Annotated in this window: 23 protein-coding genes; 14 read left to right on the top strand and 9 right to left on the bottom strand. The window is 33.2% G+C overall.

Annotated features, from left to right (window positions below; genetic code table 11):
• Window positions 1–6: 6 nt before the first annotated feature.
• Window positions 7–1,323 (top strand): Na+/H+ antiporter NhaC family protein, encoded by a 1,317-nt coding sequence (locus AP058_RS08700; RefSeq protein WP_066309289.1) that lies wholly within the window; start codon window positions 7–9, stop codon window positions 1,321–1,323.
• A gap of 92 nt (window positions 1,324–1,415) precedes the next feature.
• Here the strand turns inward: AP058_RS08700 and AP058_RS08695 are convergent, their stop codons facing one another.
• Window positions 1,416–2,150, bottom strand: a complete 735-nt coding sequence (locus tag AP058_RS08695; RefSeq protein WP_066309287.1) for a diphthine--ammonia ligase — start codon at window positions 2,148–2,150, stop codon at window positions 1,416–1,418.
• Between the two features lie 93 nt (window positions 2,151–2,243).
• On the opposite strand from AP058_RS08695, the gene AP058_RS08690 reads away from it, so the two are divergent.
• Together AP058_RS08690 and AP058_RS08685 are read left to right on the top strand one after the other, a co-directional pair.
• Window positions 2,244–4,307 carry a M1 family metallopeptidase gene (locus AP058_RS08690; protein WP_066309285.1) on the top strand — a complete coding sequence of 688 codons (2,064 nt, stop codon included), beginning with the start codon at window positions 2,244–2,246 and terminating at the stop codon, window positions 4,305–4,307.
• Between the two features lie 103 nt (window positions 4,308–4,410).
• The gene (locus tag AP058_RS08685) at window positions 4,411–5,316 is read left to right on the top strand and encodes a patatin family protein (protein WP_066309283.1); all 906 of its coding nucleotides are present in this window, start codon (window positions 4,411–4,413) and stop codon (window positions 5,314–5,316) included.
• 59 nt (window positions 5,317–5,375) lie between these two features.
• Here the strand turns inward: AP058_RS08685 and AP058_RS08680 are convergent, their stop codons facing one another.
• Window positions 5,376–5,897 (bottom strand): hypothetical protein, encoded by a 522-nt coding sequence (locus AP058_RS08680; RefSeq protein ID WP_066309280.1) that lies wholly within the window; start codon window positions 5,895–5,897, stop codon window positions 5,376–5,378.
• Window positions 5,898–6,020: 123 nt separating this feature from the next.
• Here AP058_RS08680 and AP058_RS08675 point away from each other — a divergent pair, with 123 nt between their 5' ends.
• The 3 genes from AP058_RS08675 (at window position 6,021) to AP058_RS08665 (ending at window position 9,979) form a co-directional block, all read left to right on the top strand.
• A complete protein-coding gene (locus AP058_RS08675; RefSeq protein WP_066309278.1) occupies window positions 6,021–6,791 on the top strand; it encodes a TSUP family transporter in 771 nt (256 codons plus the stop codon).
• 91 nt (window positions 6,792–6,882) lie between these two features.
• A complete protein-coding gene (locus AP058_RS08670) occupies window positions 6,883–9,216 on the top strand; it encodes an ATP-dependent helicase (protein ID WP_066309273.1) in 2,334 nt (777 codons plus the stop codon).
• Window positions 9,217–9,358: 142 nt separating this feature from the next.
• Entirely contained in the window at window positions 9,359–9,979 is a 621-nt protein-coding gene (locus tag AP058_RS08665; RefSeq protein WP_066309270.1) for an L-threonylcarbamoyladenylate synthase, read from the top strand.
• Between the two features lie 105 nt (window positions 9,980–10,084).
• Here AP058_RS08665 and AP058_RS08660 read toward each other — a convergent pair whose 3' ends face one another.
• The 3 genes from AP058_RS08660 to AP058_RS08650 are packed head-to-tail and all read right to left on the bottom strand — an operon-like array spanning window position 10,085 to window position 12,443.
• The gene (locus tag AP058_RS08660) at window positions 10,085–10,918 is read right to left on the bottom strand and encodes an OmpA family protein (RefSeq protein ID WP_066309268.1); all 834 of its coding nucleotides are present in this window, start codon (window positions 10,916–10,918) and stop codon (window positions 10,085–10,087) included.
• Window positions 10,919–10,956: 38 nt separating this feature from the next.
• Entirely contained in the window at window positions 10,957–11,976 is a 1,020-nt protein-coding gene (locus tag AP058_RS08655) for a glycosyltransferase family 2 protein (protein WP_066309266.1), read from the bottom strand.
• A 17-nt stretch (window positions 11,977–11,993) separates the two neighbouring features.
• On the bottom strand, window positions 11,994–12,443 hold the full coding sequence (locus AP058_RS08650; RefSeq protein WP_066309262.1) for a type I restriction enzyme HsdR N-terminal domain-containing protein: 450 nt from the start codon (window positions 12,441–12,443) through the stop codon (window positions 11,994–11,996).
• 94 nt (window positions 12,444–12,537) lie between these two features.
• Between AP058_RS08650 and holA the strand changes: the two genes are divergently transcribed.
• Genes holA through ettA form a run of 3 tightly spaced genes read left to right on the top strand, consistent with a single transcriptional unit; the run spans window position 12,538 to window position 15,501 of the window.
• A complete protein-coding gene (holA, locus tag AP058_RS08645) occupies window positions 12,538–13,542 on the top strand; it encodes a DNA polymerase III subunit delta (RefSeq protein ID WP_066309261.1) in 1,005 nt (334 codons plus the stop codon).
• A gap of 45 nt (window positions 13,543–13,587) precedes the next feature.
• Window positions 13,588–13,770, top strand: coding sequence for a CAL67264 family membrane protein (locus AP058_RS08640; RefSeq protein WP_066309260.1), 183 nt, complete (start codon window positions 13,588–13,590; stop codon window positions 13,768–13,770).
• A gap of 36 nt (window positions 13,771–13,806) precedes the next feature.
• Window positions 13,807–15,501 (top strand): energy-dependent translational throttle protein EttA, encoded by a 1,695-nt coding sequence (gene ettA, locus AP058_RS08635; protein ID WP_066309257.1) that lies wholly within the window; start codon window positions 13,807–13,809, stop codon window positions 15,499–15,501.
• 252 nt (window positions 15,502–15,753) lie between these two features.
• On the opposite strand, the gene AP058_RS08630 is transcribed toward ettA, so the two are convergent.
• The 3 genes from AP058_RS08630 to AP058_RS08620 are packed head-to-tail and all read right to left on the bottom strand — an operon-like array spanning window position 15,754 to window position 17,585.
• Entirely contained in the window at window positions 15,754–16,236 is a 483-nt protein-coding gene (locus AP058_RS08630) for a hypothetical protein (RefSeq protein ID WP_066309255.1), read from the bottom strand.
• Window positions 16,237–16,240: 4 nt separating this feature from the next.
• Window positions 16,241–16,912: a peptidoglycan DD-metalloendopeptidase family protein gene (locus tag AP058_RS08625; RefSeq protein ID WP_066309253.1), complete on the bottom strand. Its 672-nt coding sequence runs from the start codon at window positions 16,910–16,912 to the stop codon at window positions 16,241–16,243.
• A gap of 7 nt (window positions 16,913–16,919) precedes the next feature.
• Window positions 16,920–17,585, bottom strand: a complete 666-nt coding sequence (locus tag AP058_RS08620; protein WP_066309250.1) for a spermidine synthase — start codon at window positions 17,583–17,585, stop codon at window positions 16,920–16,922.
• A 62-nt stretch (window positions 17,586–17,647) separates the two neighbouring features.
• Between AP058_RS08620 and AP058_RS08615 the strand changes: the two genes are divergently transcribed.
• Window positions 17,648–18,199: a 1-acyl-sn-glycerol-3-phosphate acyltransferase gene (locus tag AP058_RS08615; RefSeq protein WP_066309248.1), complete on the top strand. Its 552-nt coding sequence runs from the start codon at window positions 17,648–17,650 to the stop codon at window positions 18,197–18,199.
• An 85-nt stretch (window positions 18,200–18,284) separates the two neighbouring features.
• On the opposite strand, the gene AP058_RS08610 is transcribed toward AP058_RS08615, so the two are convergent.
• Window positions 18,285–18,755 carry a helix-turn-helix transcriptional regulator gene (locus AP058_RS08610; RefSeq protein ID WP_066309245.1) on the bottom strand — a complete coding sequence of 157 codons (471 nt, stop codon included), beginning with the start codon at window positions 18,753–18,755 and terminating at the stop codon, window positions 18,285–18,287.
• A gap of 311 nt (window positions 18,756–19,066) precedes the next feature.
• Between AP058_RS08610 and AP058_RS08605 the strand changes: the two genes are divergently transcribed.
• The 4 genes from AP058_RS08605 to AP058_RS08590 all read left to right on the top strand — a co-directional run bounded on the left by AP058_RS08605 (window position 19,067) and on the right by AP058_RS08590 (window position 23,986).
• A complete protein-coding gene (locus AP058_RS08605; RefSeq protein WP_066309244.1) occupies window positions 19,067–20,221 on the top strand; it encodes a M14 metallopeptidase family protein in 1,155 nt (384 codons plus the stop codon).
• Between the two features lie 77 nt (window positions 20,222–20,298).
• A complete protein-coding gene (locus AP058_RS08600; RefSeq protein ID WP_007805990.1) occupies window positions 20,299–20,778 on the top strand; it encodes an Lrp/AsnC family transcriptional regulator in 480 nt (159 codons plus the stop codon).
• A 96-nt stretch (window positions 20,779–20,874) separates the two neighbouring features.
• Window positions 20,875–23,460, top strand: coding sequence for a phosphoenolpyruvate carboxylase (locus tag AP058_RS08595; RefSeq protein WP_066309242.1), 2,586 nt, complete (start codon window positions 20,875–20,877; stop codon window positions 23,458–23,460).
• A 10-nt stretch (window positions 23,461–23,470) separates the two neighbouring features.
• The gene (locus AP058_RS08590) at window positions 23,471–23,986 is read left to right on the top strand and encodes a DinB family protein (RefSeq protein ID WP_066309239.1); all 516 of its coding nucleotides are present in this window, start codon (window positions 23,471–23,473) and stop codon (window positions 23,984–23,986) included.
• Window positions 23,987–24,021 lie beyond the last annotated feature (35 nt).

The following is a 24,021-nucleotide window of genomic DNA, read 5'->3' as shown; positions in this document are numbered from 1 at the left end:
AAACTTATGACAAATCAATTACGAACAAAAGGAAATCCTTGGGCTTTACTACCTCTATTATTATTTATTTTTACATTTCTTGGAGCTGGAATTTTTTTGGAAGATTTTTATGCTTTGCCTTCACCAGTGGCAGTTTTAGTCGGAATTGTTGCTGCTTTTTTACTACTGCAACAAAATACTGAGCAAAAAATAACGACTTTAATTGCGGGTTGTGGCGAAAGTAAAATCATAACGATGTGCATTATATATTTACTTGCTGGTGCTTTTGCGGTAGTGAGTAAAGCTACGGGTGGAGTCGATGCGGTGGTAAATTTGGGAATCAGTACTATTGATGTAGCGTATTTTCCTTTAGGCATTTTTTTAATCGCAGCCTTTTTATCTACGGCAACTGGAACTTCGGTAGGCGCTATTGTAGCTATTGGGCCAATTGCAGTTACTTTGGCAGAAACAAGTGGTGCTTCGTTGCCGCTTATTGCGGGTGCGTTATTAGGTGGTTCTATGTTGGGCGATAATTTGTCTATGATTTCAGATACAACTATTGCAGCGACACAATCGCTAGGTTGTAAATTAAAAGATAAGTTTAAAATCAACTTATTTATTGCGTTTCCAGCAGCTATAATCACCTTATTTGTTTTGTTTTATTTGGGGTTGAATTCGGAAATTAAAGCAGTTAATATTGCACAACAATCATTTGAATTGTGGGTGATTCTACCTTATCTAGTTGTGATTGCTTTAGCTCTTTTGGGAGTAAATGTGTTTTCAACTTTACTTTTGGGAACAGTGTTAGCCGGAATAATAGGATTTTTAGGGAGTCATTTTACAGTATTAGAATTTGCACAAAAAATATACGAGGGCTTAACTAGCATGACAGACATCTTTTTATTGTCGATGTTAACGGGTGGCCTAGCTGCCATGGTTGATAAAGCAGGTGGAATTGATTACGTATTGTACCATATAAAAAAAGCAATTAAAAGCAAAAAATCTGCTCAAATGGGAGTTGGTACTTTGGTAGGTTTTGCTAATTTGGCGATTGCAAACAATACAGTATCTATTGTAATCACAGGCGGAATTGCAAAAGAAATTAATGATGAATATGGATTGGATGCTAGAAAAACTGCTACGATTTTGGATATTTTCTCTTGTATAATTCAGGGAATTTTGCCGTATGGTGCACAAGTATTATTGATTTTGAGTTTCGCAAACGGCAAATTAAATTTCTTTGATTTACTAGAAAATGCGTGGTATCATTTATTTCTTTTTATTTTCACCATTATCGCAATTTATAGCTCATTTTGGGATAGATGGATTCAAAAATGGATTTAATTTTTTTGGCGTTATAAATTATTTCACGTTTTTCATTTCTAGGAATGAGAGATTTATGCACTTAACTCAAAAGAGATTGAAACAGGTAATAACTACTGTTCAATTAAATCACAATACCAAAATCCATAATCAAAGACGGTATCGTCTTTTGTGTCGCAGACTTCTTCTGAAGAATCTGTTTTTGGTTTTTCATATTTTCGGTATACAATCTCTCCAATTTCAAAAGAAACTGGTTTTGCGAAAATTGGACCATCAAAAGTAAACGTATGAAACTCGCCATTTTCGCCACAAACATCTACGTTTTCAGGTAAATCATCTATAAATTGTTGATCAATTACTCGACCGACAAAACTTTTATTTAGAAATTTTTCGTTGACGCAAACGACAATTGTTTTAAATCCAAGTTGAATAAAATCTTGAATTAATTCCTCGGTCGGAATCTTCCACAAAGGAAAAACGGCTTCAAAACCAACTAAGTGCAATTGATCTTCACGATATTTTCGCAAATCTTCTAAAAAAATATCACCAAAAATAGAATGTGTAACTCCCTCGTCTTTTAGTTTTAAGAGGGTTTTTGTTAATACTTCTTCGTAAACTTCCATAGACGGCATTTCTGGAATACTCATTATTTCAAGAGGTAAACCAATACTTTCTGCTTGTTTTTGTACTAATTCTACACGAATGCCGTGCATAGATACGCGTTGAAACTGTTCACTAATACTTGTAAGCAGGCATTGTACTTCAAATTTATCGTCTTGCATTATTTTGCACAAAGCAAACGCCGAATCCTTTCCGCTACTCCAATTAAAAAGGGCTTTTTTCTTCAATTTTATTGATTTTTAAAATGTAAACTTACAAATTAACTTCGGTTCTTGTCCTAATTCATGTAACTTTGGAACTCTAGTTTTTATTTTTTTGAAATGAAATATATCCTGCTATTTTTTACTTTTTTTAGCTTTGCGCAACAAACTCAATTTGTACATTTTAAGACTGTAGATGCGAGATTGACGATTAATTCTGATCAAAAAATGATTTCAGGAACAGTAGAATATATTTTTGATGTTCTAAAACCGGTGGATACTGTTAAAATTGATGCGCAGCAAATGATTTTTTCTCAGGTTAAACTAAATGGAAACTTAATCCGATTTGATGTTAATGAGAAGCAGCTGCTGCTAATAGCTCCCTTTCAGAAAGGTAAAAATAGTATTGAGTTTTATTACCAAGCACATCCTAAAAAAGCATTGTATTTTGTCGGAAGTAAAGCAGCAAATAACTTGCAAATTTGGACGCAGGGACAAGGAAAATATACTAGCAATTGGTTTCCAAGTTTTGATGATGTAAACGAAAAATTGACCTTTAATTTGGCTATTTCTTTCGATAACAAGTACGACGTTATTTCGAATGGAGTTTTAAAAAGTAAAAGGACTTCAAAAGATCAAATAGTTTGGGAATACCAAATGAAAGAACCAATGAGCTCTTATTTATTGATGTTAGCAATTGGAAATTTTGAAAAAAAGCAATTAGTTTCTAAAAGTAAGATTTCTTTAGAATATTATATTGAACCAAAAGATGCCTCTAAGATTGAACCAACCTATCGGAACTCTAAACTAATTTTTGATTTTTTAGAAAAAGAGATTGGAGTAAAGTATCCATGGGAAATCTACAGGCAAGTTCCCGTTCGTGAGTTTTTATATGCCGGTATGGAAAACACTACCGCTACTTTATTTTCGACAAGCTATGTGGTTGATAGCGTTGGAGTCGTAGATAGACCCTATTCTAACGTGAATGCACATGAATTAGCGCATCAATGGTTTGGTAATATGATTACCGCTACCGAAAGCAAACAGCATTGGTTACAAGAAGGTTTTGCAACCTATTTTGCTTTGTTGGCCGAAAAAGAGATATACGGTGCAGATTACTTTTACTTTAAACTATACGAAACGGCGCAGCAATTAAAATTTGCTTCGCGAACAGATTCTATTCCTGTATTGAATGCTAAAGCAAGTTCCCTTACTTTTTACGAAAAAGGAGCGTGGGCTTTGTTTGTAATACATCAAGAATTAGGAGATAAGAAATTTAAAAAAGTAATAAAAAATTATCTCAAAAAACATGCATTTCAGAGCGTAACGACAACTGATTTTTTTAATGAAATCAAGAAAGTTTCTACTTTTGATACGACAAAATTTAGTAAAGTATGGCTTGAATCAGTAGCTTTTGATACTCACAAAGCCAATGAGTTACTTATAAAAAATATAAATATTAAAAAGTTGCTTGAAGTTGAAAAAATGAAGAGTAAACCACTTTTAGAAAAAGAAGTTCTATTTTCGAAACTGCTACAATCAGACGTCTACTTTAAGTTAAAAGAGTATATCGTAAATCAAGTAAAAAATGAAAAATACGAAGCTAAAAAGCAACTAATAAAGGAAGCTTTGCGTACCAATAATGTTTATGTCAGACAAGTAGTTGCAGCCAGTTTACCGATAATTTCTGAAGATTTTCGACTGGAATATGAGACGCTGTTGAATGACAAATCCTATCAAACACAAGAAATTGCATTATTGTATTTATGGCGAAATTTTCCTAATGAAAGACATCGTTATTTAGATCAATCAAAAACCTGGATTGGTTTTAATGATTTTAATTTGAGAACAATGTGGTTGTCTCTCGCTTTATCAACCGAAGATTATAGTGAAGATTCTTCTGCATTGATTACGGAATTAATTGAATACTCATCCACCAATTATGAAGCTACTACACGACAAAATGCTTTAGAAAAACTTATTGCTTTCGAAATAATTACTGACGAAGTTTTAATAAACTTAGTGAATGCAACCACTCATCACATGTGGCAATTTTCGAAATTCGGTAGAGAGTCTATTCGAAAATTACTAAAAAATAAAGACAAGCGTGTTTCATTTGAACGAATTTTAACTAATTTGAACCCCGAAGAACAGTTTCAATTGGAGCGCCTATTAAAGGAATGATTAGTAAGGTTCGAGCATTCAGTCATAGTTAATGAGTTCGTAATTTTTTAGTATTAATTATAAGTTGAACTCAATCTTTATCCAAAAAAAATAAAATTTATATATGAAGGCATTGGTTATATCTGGCGGTGGTAGTAAAGGTGCTTTTGCAGGCGGTGTTGCACAATATTTAATTCAAGAAAAAAAACACCAATACGATTTGTTTCTAGGTACATCAACGGGAAGTTTATTATTGCCGCATTTGGCTTTGGGTGAAATTTCTAAAATTCAATCTATTTATACCAATGTCAATGCTAAAACCATTTTTAACATTAGTCCATTTATAGTAAAAATTAAAAATAACATTCCCATTGTAACCATCAACCACTTTAATGTATTACGCCAGTTTATCAAAGGGAAACGGACTTTTGGCGAAAGTCATCGCCTTTTTTTATACATACAATCCAATTTTACTATTTCTGAATTTAACACTTTAAAAGCGGCGAAAACGGATGTTGTAATTACTGTGACAAACCTCACAAAGAACGAACCCGAATACAAATCGATCAAGAATTGCAATTATCAAGAATTTTGTGAATGGATATGGATTTCGAGTAACTATATTCCGTTCATGAGTTTGGTGACCAAAGACAAGTGTGAATATGGTGACGGTGGTTTTTCGAGTTTGGTTCCTATTCGGGAAGCCATTAATCGCGGTGCAACTGAAATTGATGTTGTGATTTTAGAAACAGAGGTGAATACAAGCAAAGCCGTTATTGGTAAGAACCCGTTTTCGCTAATGATTGATATGTTTAGAATAGCTTTAGATCAAGTAGAACGTCATGATATTACCATTGGTAAATTGATGGCGAATAACAGAAATGTAAAACTAAATCTATATTACACGCCTACAAAATTGACAGATAATGCACTTATTTTTAATAAAATTGAAATGAAAAAGTGGTGGGACGATGGATTTGAATACGCTCAAAATAAAAGCGAGTTAATGAGTGATCACAGGCAAGTTTAGTAAGTAATCAAAGATTTCCAATGTGATTATTTGAAATTATATTGGAAATCTTATTGAAATTATAAAATCTCTGCAACTTCATTTTTAATATATGCTAATGCAGCGTTACTGGGAGACTGTTTTTCTAGTAAATCATTCAAAATAACTTCTCTTAATTTAGCAGCAGAATCAACTTGGCTACTCATAGCAGTTTTACGAATTATTTGAATTGTTGCATTCTTTGCTGTTGTGATAATGGTCCAACACTCGTCGGTCATATAAATTTGCTGAGTCAGATTGTGTTCAAATTCTTGCTCAATATGATCAATAATGTAATTTTCGTAATCATTTTTATTGGGAGAAATTGGCCCAACTCGAATTAATAGTTTATTTAAATTAATGCGCTCCAAAAATAAAGTCATGCGTTCGTACGCTTGCAAACGAATAGGTAATCCTTGATCTTTGGTCTTATCCAATAGCAACATTCGACTTTTTTTATTTTCATTTTTAACTTGCAATTGAAAAAACGAATAGGCCACAACGCCAGTAACAATAGCAGGGATGGTATAACTTAGAAGCTCAATAATTTTTGGAATGTCCATTGAATGTAAATTTTCAACAAAAATATACTTTTTAATGCGAATGAAGCAAAGATTATTGCATTGTACTCCATGATAAATTACTTTTGTGAGGTAATCGACTTGTGATTTCTTAAATTATTTGCAATGGAAACCTACGTTATTGTTTTACTTTGTTTAGCTGCGTTTGCCGCTGGTTTTATCGATGCAATTGTAGGCGGCGGCGGATTAATTCAAACCCCAATGGGATTAATATTATTGCCAACTCTAGCAGTTTCTACAGTTGTTGGAACGCTTAAAATACCTGCGTTTTCTGGAACTTCCTTTGCTGCTTATCAATATCTCAAAAAAGTAGATATGAATTGGCGTTTACTTTTTATAATGATGGCTTTGGCAATACCTTCTGCTTTTTTAGGGTCTACCTTATTGACTTATGTAAGCAATTCATTTATGAAACCTTTACTTTTGGTTGTTCTGTCCATTTTGGCGGTCTATACGTATGCCAAAAAAAAAATTTTTGGTCAGCACATAGCGAAAACACATTCGGCAAAAGAACAAATGGTATATGCAATTGTAATTAGTGTAGTAGTTGGCTTTTACGATGGTTTTATAGGTCCAGGAACAGGCAGTTTTTTTGTCGTAGCTTTTATTGCGTTATTGGGATTTGATTTTTTACATGCTTCGGCAAATGCAAAAATGGTCAATTTAGCCACTAATTTTGGATCGATTGTTTTGTTTACGCTCAAAGGAAAAATTATCTGGAGTATTGCTTTACCAATGGCTGCTTGCAATGCTTTAGGCGGTTGGCTAGGTGCAAAGTTGGCAATTAATAAAGGAAATAGTTTTATTAGAGTGTTCTTTTTGGTAGTAGTTATAGGCACACTTTTACGATTTGCCTATGATGTTTTTTACGCCTAGACACTACTATTCTTTTAAAAAGCAGCCTCTTTTTTAGTTTCATTTAAAATCAAGTTTTTAATTCTTATTTTTGCATAAATAGAAATTTTTCATGCAAAAATATATAGATCAACTTAACGAAGCACAACGCGAACCTGTTTTACAAAAAGACGGACCAATGATTATTATTGCGGGTGCCGGTTCAGGGAAAACAAGGGTTTTAACCATTCGTATTGCGTATTTAATGAGTTTGGGAGTAGATGCTTTTAGTATCTTATCGCTCACATTTACCAATAAAGCAGCTCGCGAAATGAAGCAGCGTATTTCGAGTATTGTGGGTGCAGCCGAAGCTAAAAACCTTTGGATGGGTACTTTTCACTCTGTTTTTGCTAGAATTTTGCGTTCTGAAGCCGATTTGTTAGGTTATCCTTCCAATTTTACTATTTACGATTCACAAGATTCTGCGCGCTTACTTTCTTCTATAATTAAAGAAATGCAGTTGGATCGAGATGTGTATAAGCCCAAACAAGTTTTGAGCAAAATTTCGAGTTATAAAAACAGTTTAATTACCGTTAAAGCTTATTTTAATAATCCAGAGTTGCAGGAAGCTGATGCCATGGCGAAAAAGCCACGAATGGGTGAAATTTACCAGGAATACGTAAATCGTTGTTTTAAAGCAGGTGCAATGGATTTTGACGATTTACTTTTAAAAACAAATGAATTACTGAATTTGTTTCCTGAAGTTCTGGCCAAATATCAAAATCGTTTTCGCTATATTTTGGTCGATGAGTACCAAGATACCAATCACTCTCAATATTTAATTGTTAGAGCCTTATCGGACAAATTTCAGAACATTTGCGTGGTAGGAGACGATGCACAAAGTATTTATGCATTTCGTGGGGCAAACATTAATAATATTTTAAACTTTCAGAAAGATTATGAAGGTGTAAAAATGTTTCGATTAGAGCAAAATTATCGTTCAACAAAAAATATCGTTGAAGCAGCTAATACAATCATAGAAAAGAATAAAACCAAACTGGATAAAATTGTTTGGACAGCCAATGATTTTGGACCCAAAATTAAAGTGCACCGCAGTTTGACCGATGCCGAAGAAGGTCGTTTTGTGGCAAGTACCATTTTCGAACAAAAAATGCAAAATCAACTGCCTAATGGTGCTTTTGCGATTTTATACCGAACCAATGCACAATCTCGCGCAATGGAAGATGCGCTGCGCAAACGCGATATTCCGTACCGGATTTATGGTGGTTTGTCTTTTTATCAAAGAAAGGAAATCAAAGATGTTTTGTGCTATTTGCGTTTGGTGATTAACCCAAAAGATGAAGAAGCATTAATTCGTGTTATTAATTATCCCGCTCGTGGAATTGGAGATACAACTGTCGAAAAGTTAACAATTGCCGCCAATCATTACAAAAGATCGATTTGGGAAGTAATGCAGAATATTGATAAAATCGATTTAAAATTAAATTCTGGTACCAAAAATAAATTGAATGATTTTGTAACGATGATTCAGAGTTTTCAGGTAATTAACGAAAATCAAGATGCTTTTTATATCACGGATCATGTTGCTAAAAAAACAGGATTAGTTCAAGAATTAAAAAAAGATGCCACGCCTGAAGGAATGGCAAAAATCCAAAATATAGAAGAATTACTAAACGGTATTAAAGATTTTACCGAAGGTCAAAAGGAAATTGATGGTGCGCGTGGTGCGTTGGCCGAATTTATGGAAGATGTAGCCTTAGCAACCGATTTAGACAAAGATACTTCAGATGAAGATCGAGTGGCGCTGATGACCATTCACTTGGCAAAAGGATTAGAATTTCCGCAGGTTTTTGTGGTGGGAATGGAAGAAGATTTGTTCCCGAGTGCAATGAGCATGAGCACCCGAAGCGAATTAGAAGAAGAGCGTCGCTTGTTTTACGTTGCTTTGACCAGGGCAGAATATCAGGCCTATTTAACGTATGCACAATGGCGTTACCGATGGGGAAAATTGACAGACAGTGAACCTTCGCGTTTTATTGAAGAGATTGACGGACAATATTTAGAATATTTAACCCCTTCTGAAAGTAATTATCGCTTTAAACCAATGATCGATAAAGATATTTTTGGTGATGTTGACAAGTCAAAATTTAGATCGATGAAACCTGTTGGAGGCACTCCACCAAAAACGTTTTCCGATAGTGATCCTAAATCAGAAATTAATATTCGCAAATTGAAACCAGTTTCAAGTGGTGCTGCTTCGGCGAACCCCAATTTATTTGACAGTAAATTACTTTCTGGAAATATAGTGATGCACGAACGATTTGGAAAAGGTGAAATTATAAATATTGAAGGAGTGGGAGCAGACAAGAAAGCAGAAATTAAATTTGAAGTAGGAGGAATTAAAAAGCTTCTGCTGCGTTTTGCAAAATTAGATGTAATTGGCTAACAAATAGCTATGTAAAATCATATAAAGTTTCCAATCTTCCAATTATTTTAACAATTGTTGCAATATTCTCTTAAACATGTAAACAGTTTGGATTGAAAAGAGTAACTTTAGTTTAATATTTAATACGTTATATAAAAATACAATGGCAGAATTTATAAAAATATACCCAGACAAACCCAGTGAAGCTGCAATTGAAAAAGTAGTGAAGGTTTTAAAAAACGGAGGTTTGGTAATTTACCCTACAGATACCGTTTACGGTTTGGGTTGTGATATTACAAACTCACGAGCTTTAGAAAAAATTGCTAGAATAAAGGGAGTAAAACTTGATAAGGCTAAGTTTTCATTTATTTGTCACGATTTAAGTAATCTCTCAGATTATGTAAGACAAATTGATACGTCTACTTTTAAAATTCTTAAAAGAGCGTTGCCTGGGCCTTACACGTTTATTTTGCCAGGAAATAATAATTTGCCGAAAGAGTTTAAAAAGAAGACAACCGTTGGTATTCGTGTGCCCGATAACGCAATTGTGTTACAAATCGTAAAATTGTTAGGTAATCCAATTGTTTCCACTTCTATTCGTGATGAAGACGATGTAATCGAATATACCACTGATCCAGAATTAATATTTGAAAAATGGCAAAGTATAGTAGATTTGGTAATCGATGGTGGGTATGGAGATAACGTGGCTTCGACAATTATCGATTTATCAGAAAATGAGCCTGTTATTATAAGGGAAGGTAAAGGGAGTATCGATATCTTATAAAAAAATTAAATCTAATTGATTTGAGTCAACAATTAAAATAATAAGCATAAAAAAAGCAGGTCAATTGACCTGCTTTTTTTCTATAATCCTATAAAAAATAATCTTTTATTTTGATTGGTTTTTCATTTCTTTTTCAATCATTTCGTAGAATTGATCAATTTTAGGCATCACAACAATACGAGTTCTTCTGTTACGCGCTTTATTTTCTGCAGAATCGTTAGCTACCAAAGGAACGTATGAACTTCTTCCTGCAGCAATTAATTTCGCTGGATTAACTCCCAATTCATTCGTTAAAACTCTAACAATAGAGGTAGAACGTTTAACACTTAAATCCCAGTTGTCCAATAAAACTCCGTTACTTCTAAATGGTACGTCATCAGTGTGACCTTCAACCATACATTCAAAATCAGGTTTGTCGTTAACTACTTTTGCTACTTTTGCTAAAACAGATTTTGCTTTATCAGTAACTTCATATTTACCACTTTTAAATAATAATTTATCAGCGATTGAGATGAAAACTACTCCTTTTTCAACATTAATTTCAATATCTGGATCATTGATACCTACTACGCTTTTCAAACTAGTTACTAAAGCCAACGTAACACTGTCTTTTTTAGTTAACGCGTCTTGAAGTCTAGTGATTCTTAAATCTTTTTCTTTTAAACTTTCTAAAGATTTTTCAAGATTTTGAGCTCCTTTCGAGGTTAACATTGTTAAATCTTTTGAGCTGCTGATTAAATCTTTATTTTGATCTTTCAAACTAGCTGCTGTTGCAGCATATGCTGCTCTCTCTTCTAGACAAGTATTTAATTTTACAGTAGCACTGTTTAATAAATCTTGAGTTTCTTTGTTTTTAGATTCTAAATCCGTGTACTTCTTTTTAGAAACACATGAACTCAAAACCATAAGTACCGATAGAGCTGTTATTACTTTTTTCATAAATTTTTCAAATTTTTAATTAAACATAGATTACAAAGTTAGTTTTTAAAATAGGTATTACTGTTAAAGATATCTTTAAATGTGACCATTTTTTTAAAATAATAGAGAAAAACAATGCTCTTTACGGCAAAATAGTCTCCGTTTTGAGTTTGTTCGCGTTTTTTATAATACAAGCCAAAATTACCAAACAACGAGTAATGCGCTCTTACAATTGCCCAAATGTGTTTGAATTTTCCTTGGGTTAAAAAGCGAATTCCTGCTATTCCATCTAAAACCAAACGAGCAAAAAGAATGCCATAAAAGTGTTTCTTTGGCAAGTTTTTAACTAACATGTATAAAGAATTCCTAAAGTTTAAAAACGTTTTGTGTGGATTGCCTTGTTGCAACGTTGCGCCACCAACATGGTAAACTATTGATTTTGAATTGTATTTTATGGTATATCCACGATTCTTAATTCTCCAGCACAAATCAATTTCTTCTTGATGGGCAAAAAAAGTGGCATCAAAACCGCCTAATTTACGGTACACATTTTTTCTTATAAAAAAACATGCACCCGATGCCCAAAAAATTTCAGTAGAATCATTGTACTGGCTCTCATCTTTTTCTATAGTTTCAAAAATGCGGCCACGACAAAATGGATAACCGTATTTATCAATGAAACCTCCCGCAGCTCCTGCATATTCAAAATAACCCCTATTCTTAAAATCTAAAATCTTAGGCTGAATGGCAGCTGTGTTTGGCGCTGTTGCAAATGTTTTTAAGATAGGTCTTAACCAATTTTCGGTTACTTCAATGTCAGAGTTTACCAAAGCATAAAACTCTTCTTCAACACTTTGTAGTGCTTCGTTATAGCCTTTAGCATAGCCATAATTTCCTGTATTTCGAATAATTTTGACCGAGGGAAAACTATCTTTCACGAAAGTGATTGAATCATCTGTCGATGCATTATCTGCGAGATAAATAGTCGCTTCCGGCGAAAACTGAATTATCGAAGGCAAAAATTGCTCTAATAATTTTTTACCATTCCAATTTAAAATGACAACTGCTATTGCTTTCAACTTTGATTTTTTTAAAATTACTGTGGACTGTAAGTTGGAATCTCTTTTAAAAAATGATACTTCTCATTTTCAAAATCCATTTGACAAAAATAGTGACTCAAACCGTTTGTCACGGTCAAAAATCGAGAATTTAACGTCATATTATATTGTGCAATTTGGTCAAAAGTGGCTTGAGAAATCGTGATTTCAGGTGCTTTACATTCAACCAAAATACAAATCGAACCGTCTGAGTTGTAGACAACAATATCATATCTTTTACGCAAACCGTTGACAAATAACACTTTTTCGACATTGATTAATGACTTTGGGTATTTTTTTTCAAGAATCAAAAACTGAATCATGTGCTGTCGAACCCATTCTTCAGGAGTTAAAATGATAAACTTTTTCCTGATTTCATCAAAAATCGCCAATTTATTTTCGCTATTTTTGAATCGAAATGGATACGAAGGAAAATTAAGTGGTTGCATGCCGCAAAATTAATTAAATTGTTTAAAGTTTAAGGTTAAATCAAGTGTATTATACTTTCGTTTTAATTTTAGAATTTAAGCTTGAATAAATAAGATGGACGAAGTTTTAAAAATTGTTAATGATATAAAGGCAGGAAATATAAAGCCTATTTATTTTTTAATGGGCGAGGAGTCCTATTATATAGATAAATTGGCAGAATATATTGAAAAAAATATTTTATCTGAAGAAGAAAAAGGCTTTAATCAAACTGTTTTATACGGAAGAGATGTTTCGATTGAAGATATAATTTCAACTGCAAAACGATATCCAATGATGGCAGAACGCCAAGTGGTCATTGTAAAAGAAGCACAAGAATTATCACGAACTATTGACAAGTTAGAATCCTACGCCGCTAAACCAATGGAAACTACTGTTTTAGTGATTTGTTACAAATATAAAACCTTAGACAAACGTAAAAAAGTAACCAAAGAGCTTGCTAAAAATGGACTAGTTTATGAAAGTAAAAAACTCTATGAAAATCAAGTCGGAGAGTGGATCAAAAGAGTTTTAGCAGGTAAAAAATATAATATAGAACCTAAGGCGAATGCGATGTTAGTCGAATTTTTAGGTACTAATTTAAGTAAGATAAATAATGAGTTAGAAAAACTCCAGATTATTTTGCCGCAAGGAACCATGATCACGCCACATCATATCGAAGAAAATATTGGTTTTAGTAAAGATTACAATGTTTTTGAACTTCGAAAAGCAATTGGAGAACGCAATCAACTTAAAGCGTATAAAATTGCAGATAACTTTGCTCAAAATCCAAAGGAATATCCTCTGGTCATGACTACAGCATTAATTTTTGGTTTCTTTATCCAATTGTTAAAATACCACGGACTGAAAGATAAAAATCCAAAAACCGTAGCAGCTGCAATTGGAGTAAATCCTTATTTTTTGAAAGAATATGATGTGGCGCTCAAAAATTATCCTATGAAAAAAGTGAGCCAAGTCATCGCTGCACTTCGAGACATTGACGTAAAAAGCAAAGGGGTCGGTGCGAATGCTTTGCCGCAATCTGATTTACTAAAAGAAATGCTCTGGAAAATATTTAATTAAGCGGTTAAAATTACCGACCTTTGCAGTTAAATAATTTTTGAATATATGGGAATGAATAAAAATACCATTTTAGGATGGGCAACTTTTATAATGATCTGTATGGGTTTTCTGTTAATTGGACTTGGAGTTTTTAAATACAGTGAAGTCTCAGGCTGGGGATTCGCAGCGGTGGGTGTTGGTTTTTTAGCTAATGCTTGGGTTTTTAATGCCTTAAAAGGTAGAGTTTAAAGTAAAATAGTAAGTAAATAATTTAATTTATAACGAATGTCAGACGATAAAAAAGTAATTTTCTCAATGCAAAAATTGAGTAAAACCTATCAAGGTGCAGATAAACCTGTTCTTAAAAATATTTATTTGAGTTTCTTTTACGGAGCGAAAATTGGTATTCTTGGTTTAAATGGTTCTGGTAAATCTTCTCTTTTAAAGATTATTGCAGGAGTTGATAAAAATTATCAGGGAGATGTAGTTTTTCAACCTGGATATACTGTTGGTTATTTAGAGCAAGAACCGCAATTGGATGAAACCAAAACGGTTCTTGAAATCGTGCAAGAAGGTGTGGCAGAAACCATGGCAGTTCTAGACGAATACAATAAAATAAACGACTTATTTGGTCTTCCAGAAAATTACGAAGACGCAGATAAAATGGATAAATTGATGGATCGTCAAGCGGCATTGCAAGATAAGATTGATGCATTGGGCGCTTGGGAAATCGATACGAAACTAGAAATTGCGATGGATGCTTTGCGTACTCCAGAAGGCGATACACCGATCAAAAATCTTTCGGGTGGTGAGCGCCGTCGTGTAGCTTTATGTCGTTTGTTGTTGCAACAACCTGACGTTTTGCTTCTGGATGAGCCTACCAACCACTTGGATGCAGAAAGCGTACTTTGGTTGGAGCAGCACTTGGCACAATATGCAGGAACTGTAATTGCGGTAACGCACGACAGGTATTTCTTGGATAACGTAGCAGGTTGGATTTTAGAGCTGGATAGAGGAGAAGGTATTCCATGGAAAGGAAATTACTCTTCTTGGTTGGATCAAAAATCGAGTCGCATGGCATTAGAAGAAAAAGTAGCTTCTAAACGTCGTAAAAACTTAGAAAGAGAGTTGGACTGGGTGCGTCAAGGAGCCAAAGGACGCCAAACCAAACAAAAAGCGCGTTTACAGAATTACGATAAATTGCTAAACGAAGATCAAAAACAATTGGATGAGAAATTAGAAATCTACATTCCAAATGGACCGCGTTTAGGAACAAATGTTATTGAAGCAAAAAATGTAGCCAAAGCTTTTGGAGACAAATTATTATACGACAACTTAAATTTCACACTTCCTCAAGCCGGAATTGTTGGTATTATTGGACCCAATGGTGCTGGTAAATCAACTATTTTCAGAATGATTATGGGCGAGCAAGAAACCGATAGCGGAGAATTCTCTGTGGGTGAAACGGTAAAAATCGCTTATGTCGATCAGTCACACTCGAAAATTGATCCTGAAAAATCAATTTGGGAAAATTTTGCCGACGGACAAGAATTAATCATGATGGGCGGACGTCAAGTCAATTCTCGTGCTTATTTGAGTCGTTTTAACTTTGGTGGTGGCGAGCAAAATAAAAAAGTATCAACTCTATCAGGTGGAGAACGCAACCGTTTGCACTTGGCCATGACGTTGAAAGAGGAAGGAAACGTACTGTTATTAGATGAGCCGACCAACGACTTGGACGTGAATACCTTGCGTGCTTTAGAAGAAGGTTTGGATAGTTTTGCCGGTTGTGCGGTTGTAATTTCGCATGACAGATGGTTCTTAGACCGTATTTGTACGCACATTTTAGCATTCGAAGGCGATTCAGAAGTATATTTCTTCGAAGGAAGTTTCTCTGAATATGAAGAAAGCAAAAAGAAACGTTTGGGCGGTGATTTAACACCAAAACGTTTGAAATATAGAAAATTAATTAGAGGATAGTCTTCTATTAAATAGTAAAACAAAAGCCTCAAGTTAATTTTTAACTTGAGGCTTTTGTTTTTTTAGGAGCTATTCCTGCCATCCGCTGTATCTTTTATGCCGAACCCCGGCAAAAAAGGATGGCGCTGCTGTCAGGGCTAGAATTTATATTTTTAAAATCAAATAATTTTGGAAACTAGTTGAATTTATTTCGTCTTTTATTTCGTATAAATTAGCCAAATTAGTGTATGAATTTTAATAAAAAAACAATTTTTATTTATTTAATTTACTTTCAAAAGAATTATCCCAATCTAAAGACTTAATCCCCGAAACTAAATTATTTTCATTTACAGTTACGCGCAATTCTTTATTAGCAACTTTTTTAGTGTATAAAGCACGAAAACGATATACGGTTTCTCCGTTAATTTTGTAAACACCATCAAGTTTTAAATCGATAAAAGTACCGTACCATTGTCTAAATTTACTACAGGTTTTAGAGATGCGCTCAATAGTGGTGTTGTCCATTACTTCTTTTGTAACTTCAGTCGCGTCAAAAGCTTTAAATTTTGAAGTATTACAAGTCAACAAAACGCGACTTCCTAAATCATAGGCTTTATTTTGTTGATTTCTATTGATCTCTGCTGCTGGAATAGCAACAATTTTAGCTACTTCTGGAGCTGCGGGTTCGTTTACTTTTTTTGACTTACAACCTACAAATAATGTAACTGCTAAAAGTATAAATACAATTTTCTTCATGTTTTTAAATGTTTAAAATTAAATTGGGATTTGGACAGTTTTCCATGTAGAAATCTAAATCTTGTTTGCTACAAACGCCAGGATAATCTCCCCAATAGTTTTCGATAGTGTTAATAATTTGAAAATGTAAATGGGGTGCGTAATTCCCATTTACGTCCTTGTTTCCTAATGTTGCCAAGGGTTCGCCCTTTTTAAAAAGCTTGCCAACTTTAAGATCTGCTATGCTTTCTAGCGATAAATGACCGTACAAAGTATAAAATTGAAGATTTTCTATTTGATGTTCTAAAATAATTGTCGGTCCGTAATCACCCAAACCAATATTGTTTTTAAAACTGTGTACTGTTCCTTCAATCGGAGCATTAATCACACTTCCTGCTTTAATCCATAAATCTAAGCCAATGTGCATGTTGCGTTCTGAACTGTTTGAATCATTAAAAATTGAGCTGCGCTTGTATAATTTTCGTTCTTCCAAATAGCCGCCATACGCAACTTTAGCATTGTTGCTTTCCAAAAAATCTTCAACATACGCTTCGAATTCTTCCGCAGCTTCTAATTTATTTTCGGTCAATTCAGTATTAGAGACCGATAAATTAATCTTAGCATATTTGTTATAATCAATAGCGTTTATTATCGGGGCAGGCTCGAAGGAATTGAAAAGCATTTCAAAATTTTTCATATTAGCATTAATTATTTTTCTGAATCAAAATAAGTTCGTTGTGTACTTCGACTCGCTTTAAAGCTTGTACCGAAAATAGAACTTTATCTATTTCTCTAATAAATTTTTTATTTCGATCGGAATGAATTGGTTCAAGCAACATCGTGTTAAATAAAATAAATCCATTGTTTTTTAACATGGTAACAACTCTTTTGCTAAAATAATTTTCGAATAAAAAATTAGGCATCTTCGTATCCTCAAAAATATCAATAATAATCAAATCAAACAAAGTATTCGTTTTTAAAACGTATTCAAAAGCATCATCAATTACTATTTCTAGATTGGGTACTGCTTTCAAATTAAAATAAGTGTTCGCAATGGCAATGATTTCAGGATCGATTTCAACCCCAGTTATTTTTCCTTTGAACTGAATTTCATCGGCTAAAGTTTTAATGACACTTCCGCCAGCAACGCCAAGGACTAATATGCGATCCATTTCACGTATTTTGCTAAAACCAATTTTTAGTAGGCCATAACGCAAAATACGCTGCAAACTTCCGTACGAATAATTGGTATTTTTGGTATCCAATACCATTTCGCCATTCGCCCAAGTAATCTCAATTGTTTTACTTCTTTGCGATTTCGTCTTATAGATGTTGATCGGTATTAAATAACTCAAAAATTTCACAATCATTTACGGTCGTTTTACTCAAATTTACCAATTTTATTATTTATTTTGCCAGTTAAATCAAAATAATGAAGAAACAATTATACAAGTGGATCTTTTTCAGACTGATGGGATGGAAGATAGTGGGAAGTATAAATGCTGACCTAAAAAAATGCGCCATGATGGTATTGCCGCACACAAGTAATCATGATTTTTACTTGGGAGTCTTTACTCGAGGTATTACTGAATTAGAAATGAACTGGGTTGGTAAAAAAGAGCTGTTTCGCTTTCCACTTAATTATTATTTTAAATGGCTTGGCGGAGCTCCTTTAGATCGATCTGGTGGTTTGAACAAAGTAGAGGCTATTGCTAAAATATTTGAAGAGAAAAAAGTGTTTCGGTTGGCGGTTGCTCCCGAAGGAACTCGTAAAAAAGTAAACGAGATAAAAAGCGGTTTTTATTATATAGCACTAAAAGCCGATGTACCCATAGTTCCTGTTGCATTTGATTGGGGTAAAAAAGAAGTTAATTTAGGAAAGCCACTAAAGCCTACAGGAAATTACGAACAAGACTTAGCAATTTTAAAAATGCATTTTAAGGGAGTTTTAGGTAAGATTCCCGAAAATGGACTTCAACTCTAAAAATTCAGTCTCACTTTTAAATTGACGATGAGCACGTAAAACAGAAAATAAGTTTAAATTTTTGAAATACGCAATAAAATAACTTTTATGAATTATAAATCTTGAAGGTTCCATTCTTATAAAAGAATACAATTTTATCAACTTCACCATTATTATTAAAATTTTGAAGTTGCTTGCTAGTATCTGAAGTCTCGATTTTTTTATTTTCAACTGGAGAAGATTCCATTTTTGAAAATAAATCTTCGGGACTATTTTTTTTTTCAAAAACAGTTTCTGTTACTATTTTACTTTCAAGAGGAGCAATTGTTTTTTGTTCCAGTTTTCTATCACCTTTAGGAAAAGTACCTTCGCCATTTAATATCCAATATAAATCTACTTCGGGGAAAACCTCTGAAATTTTGAGGACAAAATCTAAACTTGGTTTATTTCGACCCGAGAGCAGATGAGATAAACTGGATCGTTGTACACCAATTTTATCAGCAAATGAGGAGGCATTTAGATTGTAATAATCTAGTATTTTTTCGAGCCTTTTAATGAATTCTTCGATGTTTACCATTGTAAATTTATTTTCAAATACACTTGTTTACAAATGTAATAAAACATATTGATTTATCCTATTTTACAGTTGTAAATTGTAAATAGAGCGTAATTAACTATGAACTTAAGCTTGATATAAAATGTATTAAATAACTGATAAGCAATAATATAACTATATTTTAAATAGATGATTACATTTGTATCAACTAAAACTAATAATATCCTGTCACCAACTAAAATTCGAGTTTACAATTCTAAATTTCCCAATATTTTATTTGTTTACAAATGTAAATATAAAGATGTTTACTTTTGTAAATTAAAATTTAAGCAATGAATTTAGAGATACTTTTTAAAGAAAATAAAGAAGAATTACTGTTTGGTAGGTATATTACTTTAGAGCAAGTCGAGCCTCTATTATTAAAATTAAACACCAATAATCAGCTAAAAAAAGTTGGCGAATCTGTTCTTGGTAAACCAATATACAGTTATACTATAGGAACGGGTTCCGTTAAAATCTATTTGTGGTCGCAAATGCACGGCAACGAAGGAACCACAACCAAAGCATTATTTGACTTTTTTAATGTACTGCACAGCGGTTCGTCTTATGCAACACAAATGCTTGAGAAATTTACATTTTGTGCTTTGCCATTATTAAACCCTGACGGTGCTGCGGCTTATACGCGTGTAAATGCTAATGAAGTGGACTTGAATAGAGACTCCCAAAATCTTACGCAGCCAGAAAGTAAAATCTTAAGAGCAGTTTTTGAAGAATTTCAGCCAGATTACTGTTTCAATTTACACGATCAACGTACCATATTTGGTGCAGGCACCGACGGAAAGCCGGCTACTGCTTCGTTTTTAGCTCCTGCTTATAATGAAGATCGAGAGATTAATGAATCTCGCCTAAAAGCTATTAATGTGATTGCTGCAATTAATGAAACACTTCAGCATTATATTCCTGGACAAGTGGGGCGTTTTGATGATTCTTTTAATATTAATTGTATCGGCGATATGTTTCAAAATCTTGGAGTACCAACAATTTTATTTGAAGCAGGACATTTTCAAAATGATTATCTGAGAGAGGAAACTAGAAAATTTATATTTTTCGCATTAATTTCAAGTTTTTCGTACTTAAACGAAAACGATATAGTTATCGACAAAACTGATAATTATTTGAATATTTCACAAAATAACACGATTTTTTATGATTTTATATATAAAAATATTAAAATAAATTATGATGGTATAGAAATAATCACGAATTTTGCTGCTCAATACAAAGAGGAATTAATCGACAATCAGATCGTTTTTAAGGCTTATTTTTCAGAAATCAGCAATTTAGAATCAAAATTTGGACATGTCGAGTTTGATGGAAAAGGAGCAGCGTACAGTGATGATTTTGGAAAAACTCCAAGACTAAATGAAATTGCGAATTTTAAATTAGACAATTCTATAGAATTTGTTAATGGTTTGATAAAAATTTAATATAATTATCATTTTATTGCTTTTTTTATATATTTTTATCCTTTGTTGTGACAAATAATAATATTAATAAAGAATTTATGAGTAAGTTTCGTTTAGATGAAGTAGATCACCAGATTTTAGATATGTTGATCGATAATACTAGAGTTCCTTTTACGGACATCGCAAAAAAATTATTGATTTCTGCAGGAACTGTACATGTTCGTGTAAAAAAAATGGAAGATGCTGGAATCATAATGGGTTCTTCATTAGCATTGGACTATGACAAATTAGGCTATTCATTTATTGCTTACGTTGGTGTATTTTTAAACAATACGTCACAAACAAAATTTGTTTTAGAACGTATTAACCAAATTCCTTTTGTAACTGTTGCGTCAGTAACGACAGGAAAATTTAATATTTTTTGCAAAATACGTGCAAAAGACACTAAACATGCCAAGGAGGTTATCTTTATGATTGATGACATTGAGGGTGTTTACAGAACTGAAACTATGATTTCATTAGAAGAAAGCATTAATGATAAGAAACGTTTGATGCATACTATTTTTAAAAATATGTAAGCAATTCATCTTGAACGGAAAATATTAATTACCTCAAGGATCGCTTCTTGAGGTTTTTTTTCAACTATTAATTACCAACACAACCAACTATAATTTATGTATACTTTACCAAAAATCGAACGTTTTAATCAAGATGTTCTTTCAAAATATCATATTTACAACAGTGTTTTTATAACACTCCCTTTTGATTCTATTGACAGTACAGGTGTTCTATTGCCTTTGTTTACAGATGTTTGCGAATCAGGTTTTAAAAAACAAGAGAATCCGAAAGAAATTGTTAACTCGTTTACTGAAAAGTATTTAACTTTAGCTACTGAAGAAGAGAAAATTGATATCATGTTCCGTTTCATTCAGTACATAGAAAGACAAATTGTTCTTTTTGATGCAATTGAGGACGCTGCTTTTCCTGCAATTAACAACATGGAAGGTCGCGGTACACTTCGTGATATAAAAGAGAAGGCGAACGCTAAAGAAAAAGACGAAGAATTAGTTGAATTTTTCGAAAATTTTAATGTCCGTACGGTTCTAACGGCGCATCCAACACAATTTTATCCAGGTGCAGTGCTCGGAATTATTAATGATTTGATCGATGCAATTCGTACAAATGATTTATTAGAAATCAAACGTTTATTGGCGCAACTGGGTAAAACACCTTTTATTCAGGCAGAAAAACCAAATCCTTATGATGAAGCGGTAAGCTTAATATGGTTTTTAGAGAACGTATTTTATGAAACTTCTGGCGAAATTGTTCAGTATTTGCAAAAAAATATCTTCCATAACAATCCAATTCAGAATCAAATTATTAAACTTGGATTTTGGCCAGGCGGGGATCGCGATGGAAATCCATTTGTAACAACAGAAATCACGTTGAAGGTAGCAGAACGTTTACGAACTTCTATTTTAAAATGTTATTACGTTGAAATTAGAAAATTAAAACGAAAACTGACTTTTTCTGGAGTAGATGGTTTAGTTGCTGAGTTAGAACATAAATTATACCGTTCTGTTTTTTATTCAAGAGGCGAAATGTACATCACTTTGGATGAGTTTAAAGAACGCTTAAATGCAATTAGAACAATTATTATAGACAAACATCAGTCTCTTTATCTAGACGAATTGGAATCGTTGCAAGTAAAAGTTAATTTGTTTGGATTTCATTTTGCAACTCTTGATATCAGGCAAAATAGTAGAGTGCATAACGCTGTTTTCAAAGACATTGTCACGTATTACTTAAAGTCAGGGAGCGATATGTTTCCTTCTAATTATTATGATTTATCAGAAGACGAAAAGATTGAAATTGTAGCGAAAGTTACGGGCAATTTAGATTCAGCTGATTTTGAAAATGAAATTACCAAATCAACAATAGAGTCGATACAAATTATTAAAACAATTCAAGAAAATAATGGAGAACAAGGTGCCAATCGTTATATTATCAGTAATAACGAAAGCGCGTTGAATGTAATGGAAACTTTTGCAATGATTCGTTTGAATAATTGGGAAGCACCAACTGTAGATATTATTCCGTTATTTGAATCGATCGAGGATTTACAAAAAGCACATTTGGTTATGGAGCAATTGTATACTAATCCAGAATACGCTATTCATCTGGCTTCACGAGGAAACAAACAAACTATTATGCTTGGTTTTTCTGACGGAACTAAAGATGGTGGTTACTTAATGGCAAATTGGAGTATTTATAAAGCCAAACAAACTTTGACAGAAATGTCAAGAAAGTATGAGGTTGATGTGGTCTTTTTTGATGGACGTGGCGGACCTCCAGCACGTGGGGGTGGTAAAACACATAAATTCTACGCTTCGTTAGGACCAACAATCGAGAATAATGAAATTCAGATCACCGTGCAAGGACAAACTATTAGTTCTAATTTCGGAACATTAGATTCTTGTCGTTACAACCTAGAGAATTTATTGAGTGCAGGAGTGACGAATCAGGTATTTAATAAGTCAAAAAATGAATTATCTCCTGATGAAAAAGATATTCTGGAAGAATTAGCAGAACTTGGGTATTCAAAATATTTAAGTTTTAAAAACCATCCGAAGTTTATACCTTACTTAGAGAAAATGAGTACTTTAAAATACTACTCGAAAACAAATATTGGAAGTCGTCCGACAAAGAGAAGTAAATCAGATCAATTGGATTTTGCTGATTTAAGAGCAATTCCGTTTGTGGGATCATGGAGTCAATTGAAGCAAAACGTACCTGGGTTTTTCGGAGTAGGATCTGCTTTGAAGCATTTCGAAACGACAGGACAATGGGATAAAGTAACCGACTTATATCACAATTCATTGTTTTTTAAAACGCTTTTGGAAAACAGTGCAATGTCCTTGGCTAAATCATTTTTGCCACTAACTGCTTACATGAAGGAGGATCCTGAGTTTGGTGAATTTTGGCAAATTATATCAGATGAATTTTCAGAAACAGAACGCTTACTATTGAAAATTGCAGGGCATACCACTTTGATGGAAAACTATCCTGACGGTAAAGCTTCTATTGATATTAGAGAACGTATCGTATTGCCACTGTTGACGATACAACAATATGCACTGCTTAGAATTAATGAATTAAATAAAGCTGAAGTTGTCGATAGCGAATTGGTGAAAGTATATGAGAAAATTGTAACGCGTTCTCTTTTTGGCAATACTAATGCTAGTAGAAATTCGGCATAAAAGATAAAAAATGAAGGCAGATCAATTATTAGAGAATGAATACGGTAGTGCATTTCATACTTATATTGAACAAGCTGGTGAGGGCGATTTGATTGAAGAACTGGAAATTTCGTTGCATGATTTTATAAAATTCGTTCAAAATATTCCGATGGATAAATTTGATTTTCGTTATGCGGAAGCAAAATGGACGATTAAGGAAATTATACAGCATGTAATTGATACCGAAAGAATTTTTGCTTATCGTGCGTTGCGAATTTCTAGAAACGACAAAACACCATTATCAGGTTTCGATGAGAATGAGTATATAGTTAATACAGATTCCAATCAGAGGAATATTCAAAGTTTGCTTACCGAATTATCAGCAGTGCGGCATTCTAACTTATTTCTTTACAAAAGTTTTTCAGAAGAGCAATTGAAAAGAATTGGAACGGCTTCCAACAATGAAATTTCGGTTCGTGCTTTGGGTTTCGTGACAATTGGTCATCAAAAGCACCACCAACGGATTTTTGAAGAACGTTATTTATAAAATTTTAAAACCATATAAGTTATTCTACCTTGAAT

Origin of the sequence: Flavobacterium sp. TAB 87 (assembly GCF_001529295.1) — a bacterium.
GTDB lineage: Bacteria > Bacteroidota > Bacteroidia > Flavobacteriales > Flavobacteriaceae > Flavobacterium.
This window is presented reverse-complemented; position numbering and strand designations above follow the sequence as displayed.

Coding starts and splice junctions, on each gene's coding strand:
- AP058_RS08685 (WP_066309283.1), top strand. CDS start 4,411: ATGAAGGCATTGGTTATATCTGGCGGTGGTAGTAAAGGTGCTTTTGCA.
- AP058_RS08700 (WP_066309289.1), top strand. CDS start 7: ATGACAAATCAATTACGAACAAAAGGAAATCCTTGGGCTTTACTACCT.
- AP058_RS08675 (WP_066309278.1), top strand. CDS start 6,021: ATGGAAACCTACGTTATTGTTTTACTTTGTTTAGCTGCGTTTGCCGCT.
- AP058_RS08600 (WP_007805990.1), top strand. CDS start 20,299: ATGAGTAAGTTTCGTTTAGATGAAGTAGATCACCAGATTTTAGATATG.
- AP058_RS08620 (WP_066309250.1), bottom strand. CDS start 17,585: ATGATTGTGAAATTTTTGAGTTATTTAATACCGATCAACATCTATAAG.
- AP058_RS08680 (WP_066309280.1), bottom strand. CDS start 5,897: ATGGACATTCCAAAAATTATTGAGCTTCTAAGTTATACCATCCCTGCT.
- AP058_RS08630 (WP_066309255.1), bottom strand. CDS start 16,236: ATGAAGAAAATTGTATTTATACTTTTAGCAGTTACATTATTTGTAGGT.
- AP058_RS08670 (WP_066309273.1), top strand. CDS start 6,883: ATGCAAAAATATATAGATCAACTTAACGAAGCACAACGCGAACCTGTT.
- AP058_RS08665 (WP_066309270.1), top strand. CDS start 9,359: ATGGCAGAATTTATAAAAATATACCCAGACAAACCCAGTGAAGCTGCA.
- AP058_RS08640 (WP_066309260.1), top strand. CDS start 13,588: ATGGGAATGAATAAAAATACCATTTTAGGATGGGCAACTTTTATAATG.
- AP058_RS08615 (WP_066309248.1), top strand. CDS start 17,648: ATGAAGAAACAATTATACAAGTGGATCTTTTTCAGACTGATGGGATGG.
- AP058_RS08650 (WP_066309262.1), bottom strand. CDS start 12,443: ATGCAACCACTTAATTTTCCTTCGTATCCATTTCGATTCAAAAATAGC.
- AP058_RS08595 (WP_066309242.1), top strand. CDS start 20,875: ATGTATACTTTACCAAAAATCGAACGTTTTAATCAAGATGTTCTTTCA.
- AP058_RS08660 (WP_066309268.1), bottom strand. CDS start 10,918: ATGAAAAAAGTAATAACAGCTCTATCGGTACTTATGGTTTTGAGTTCA.
- holA (WP_066309261.1), top strand. CDS start 12,538: ATGGACGAAGTTTTAAAAATTGTTAATGATATAAAGGCAGGAAATATA.
- AP058_RS08690 (WP_066309285.1), top strand. CDS start 2,244: ATGAAATATATCCTGCTATTTTTTACTTTTTTTAGCTTTGCGCAACAA.
- AP058_RS08610 (WP_066309245.1), bottom strand. CDS start 18,755: ATGGTAAACATCGAAGAATTCATTAAAAGGCTCGAAAAAATACTAGAT.
- AP058_RS08625 (WP_066309253.1), bottom strand. CDS start 16,912: ATGAAAAATTTTGAAATGCTTTTCAATTCCTTCGAGCCTGCCCCGATA.
- AP058_RS08590 (WP_066309239.1), top strand. CDS start 23,471: ATGAAGGCAGATCAATTATTAGAGAATGAATACGGTAGTGCATTTCAT.
- AP058_RS08605 (WP_066309244.1), top strand. CDS start 19,067: ATGAATTTAGAGATACTTTTTAAAGAAAATAAAGAAGAATTACTGTTT.
- ettA (WP_066309257.1), top strand. CDS start 13,807: ATGTCAGACGATAAAAAAGTAATTTTCTCAATGCAAAAATTGAGTAAA.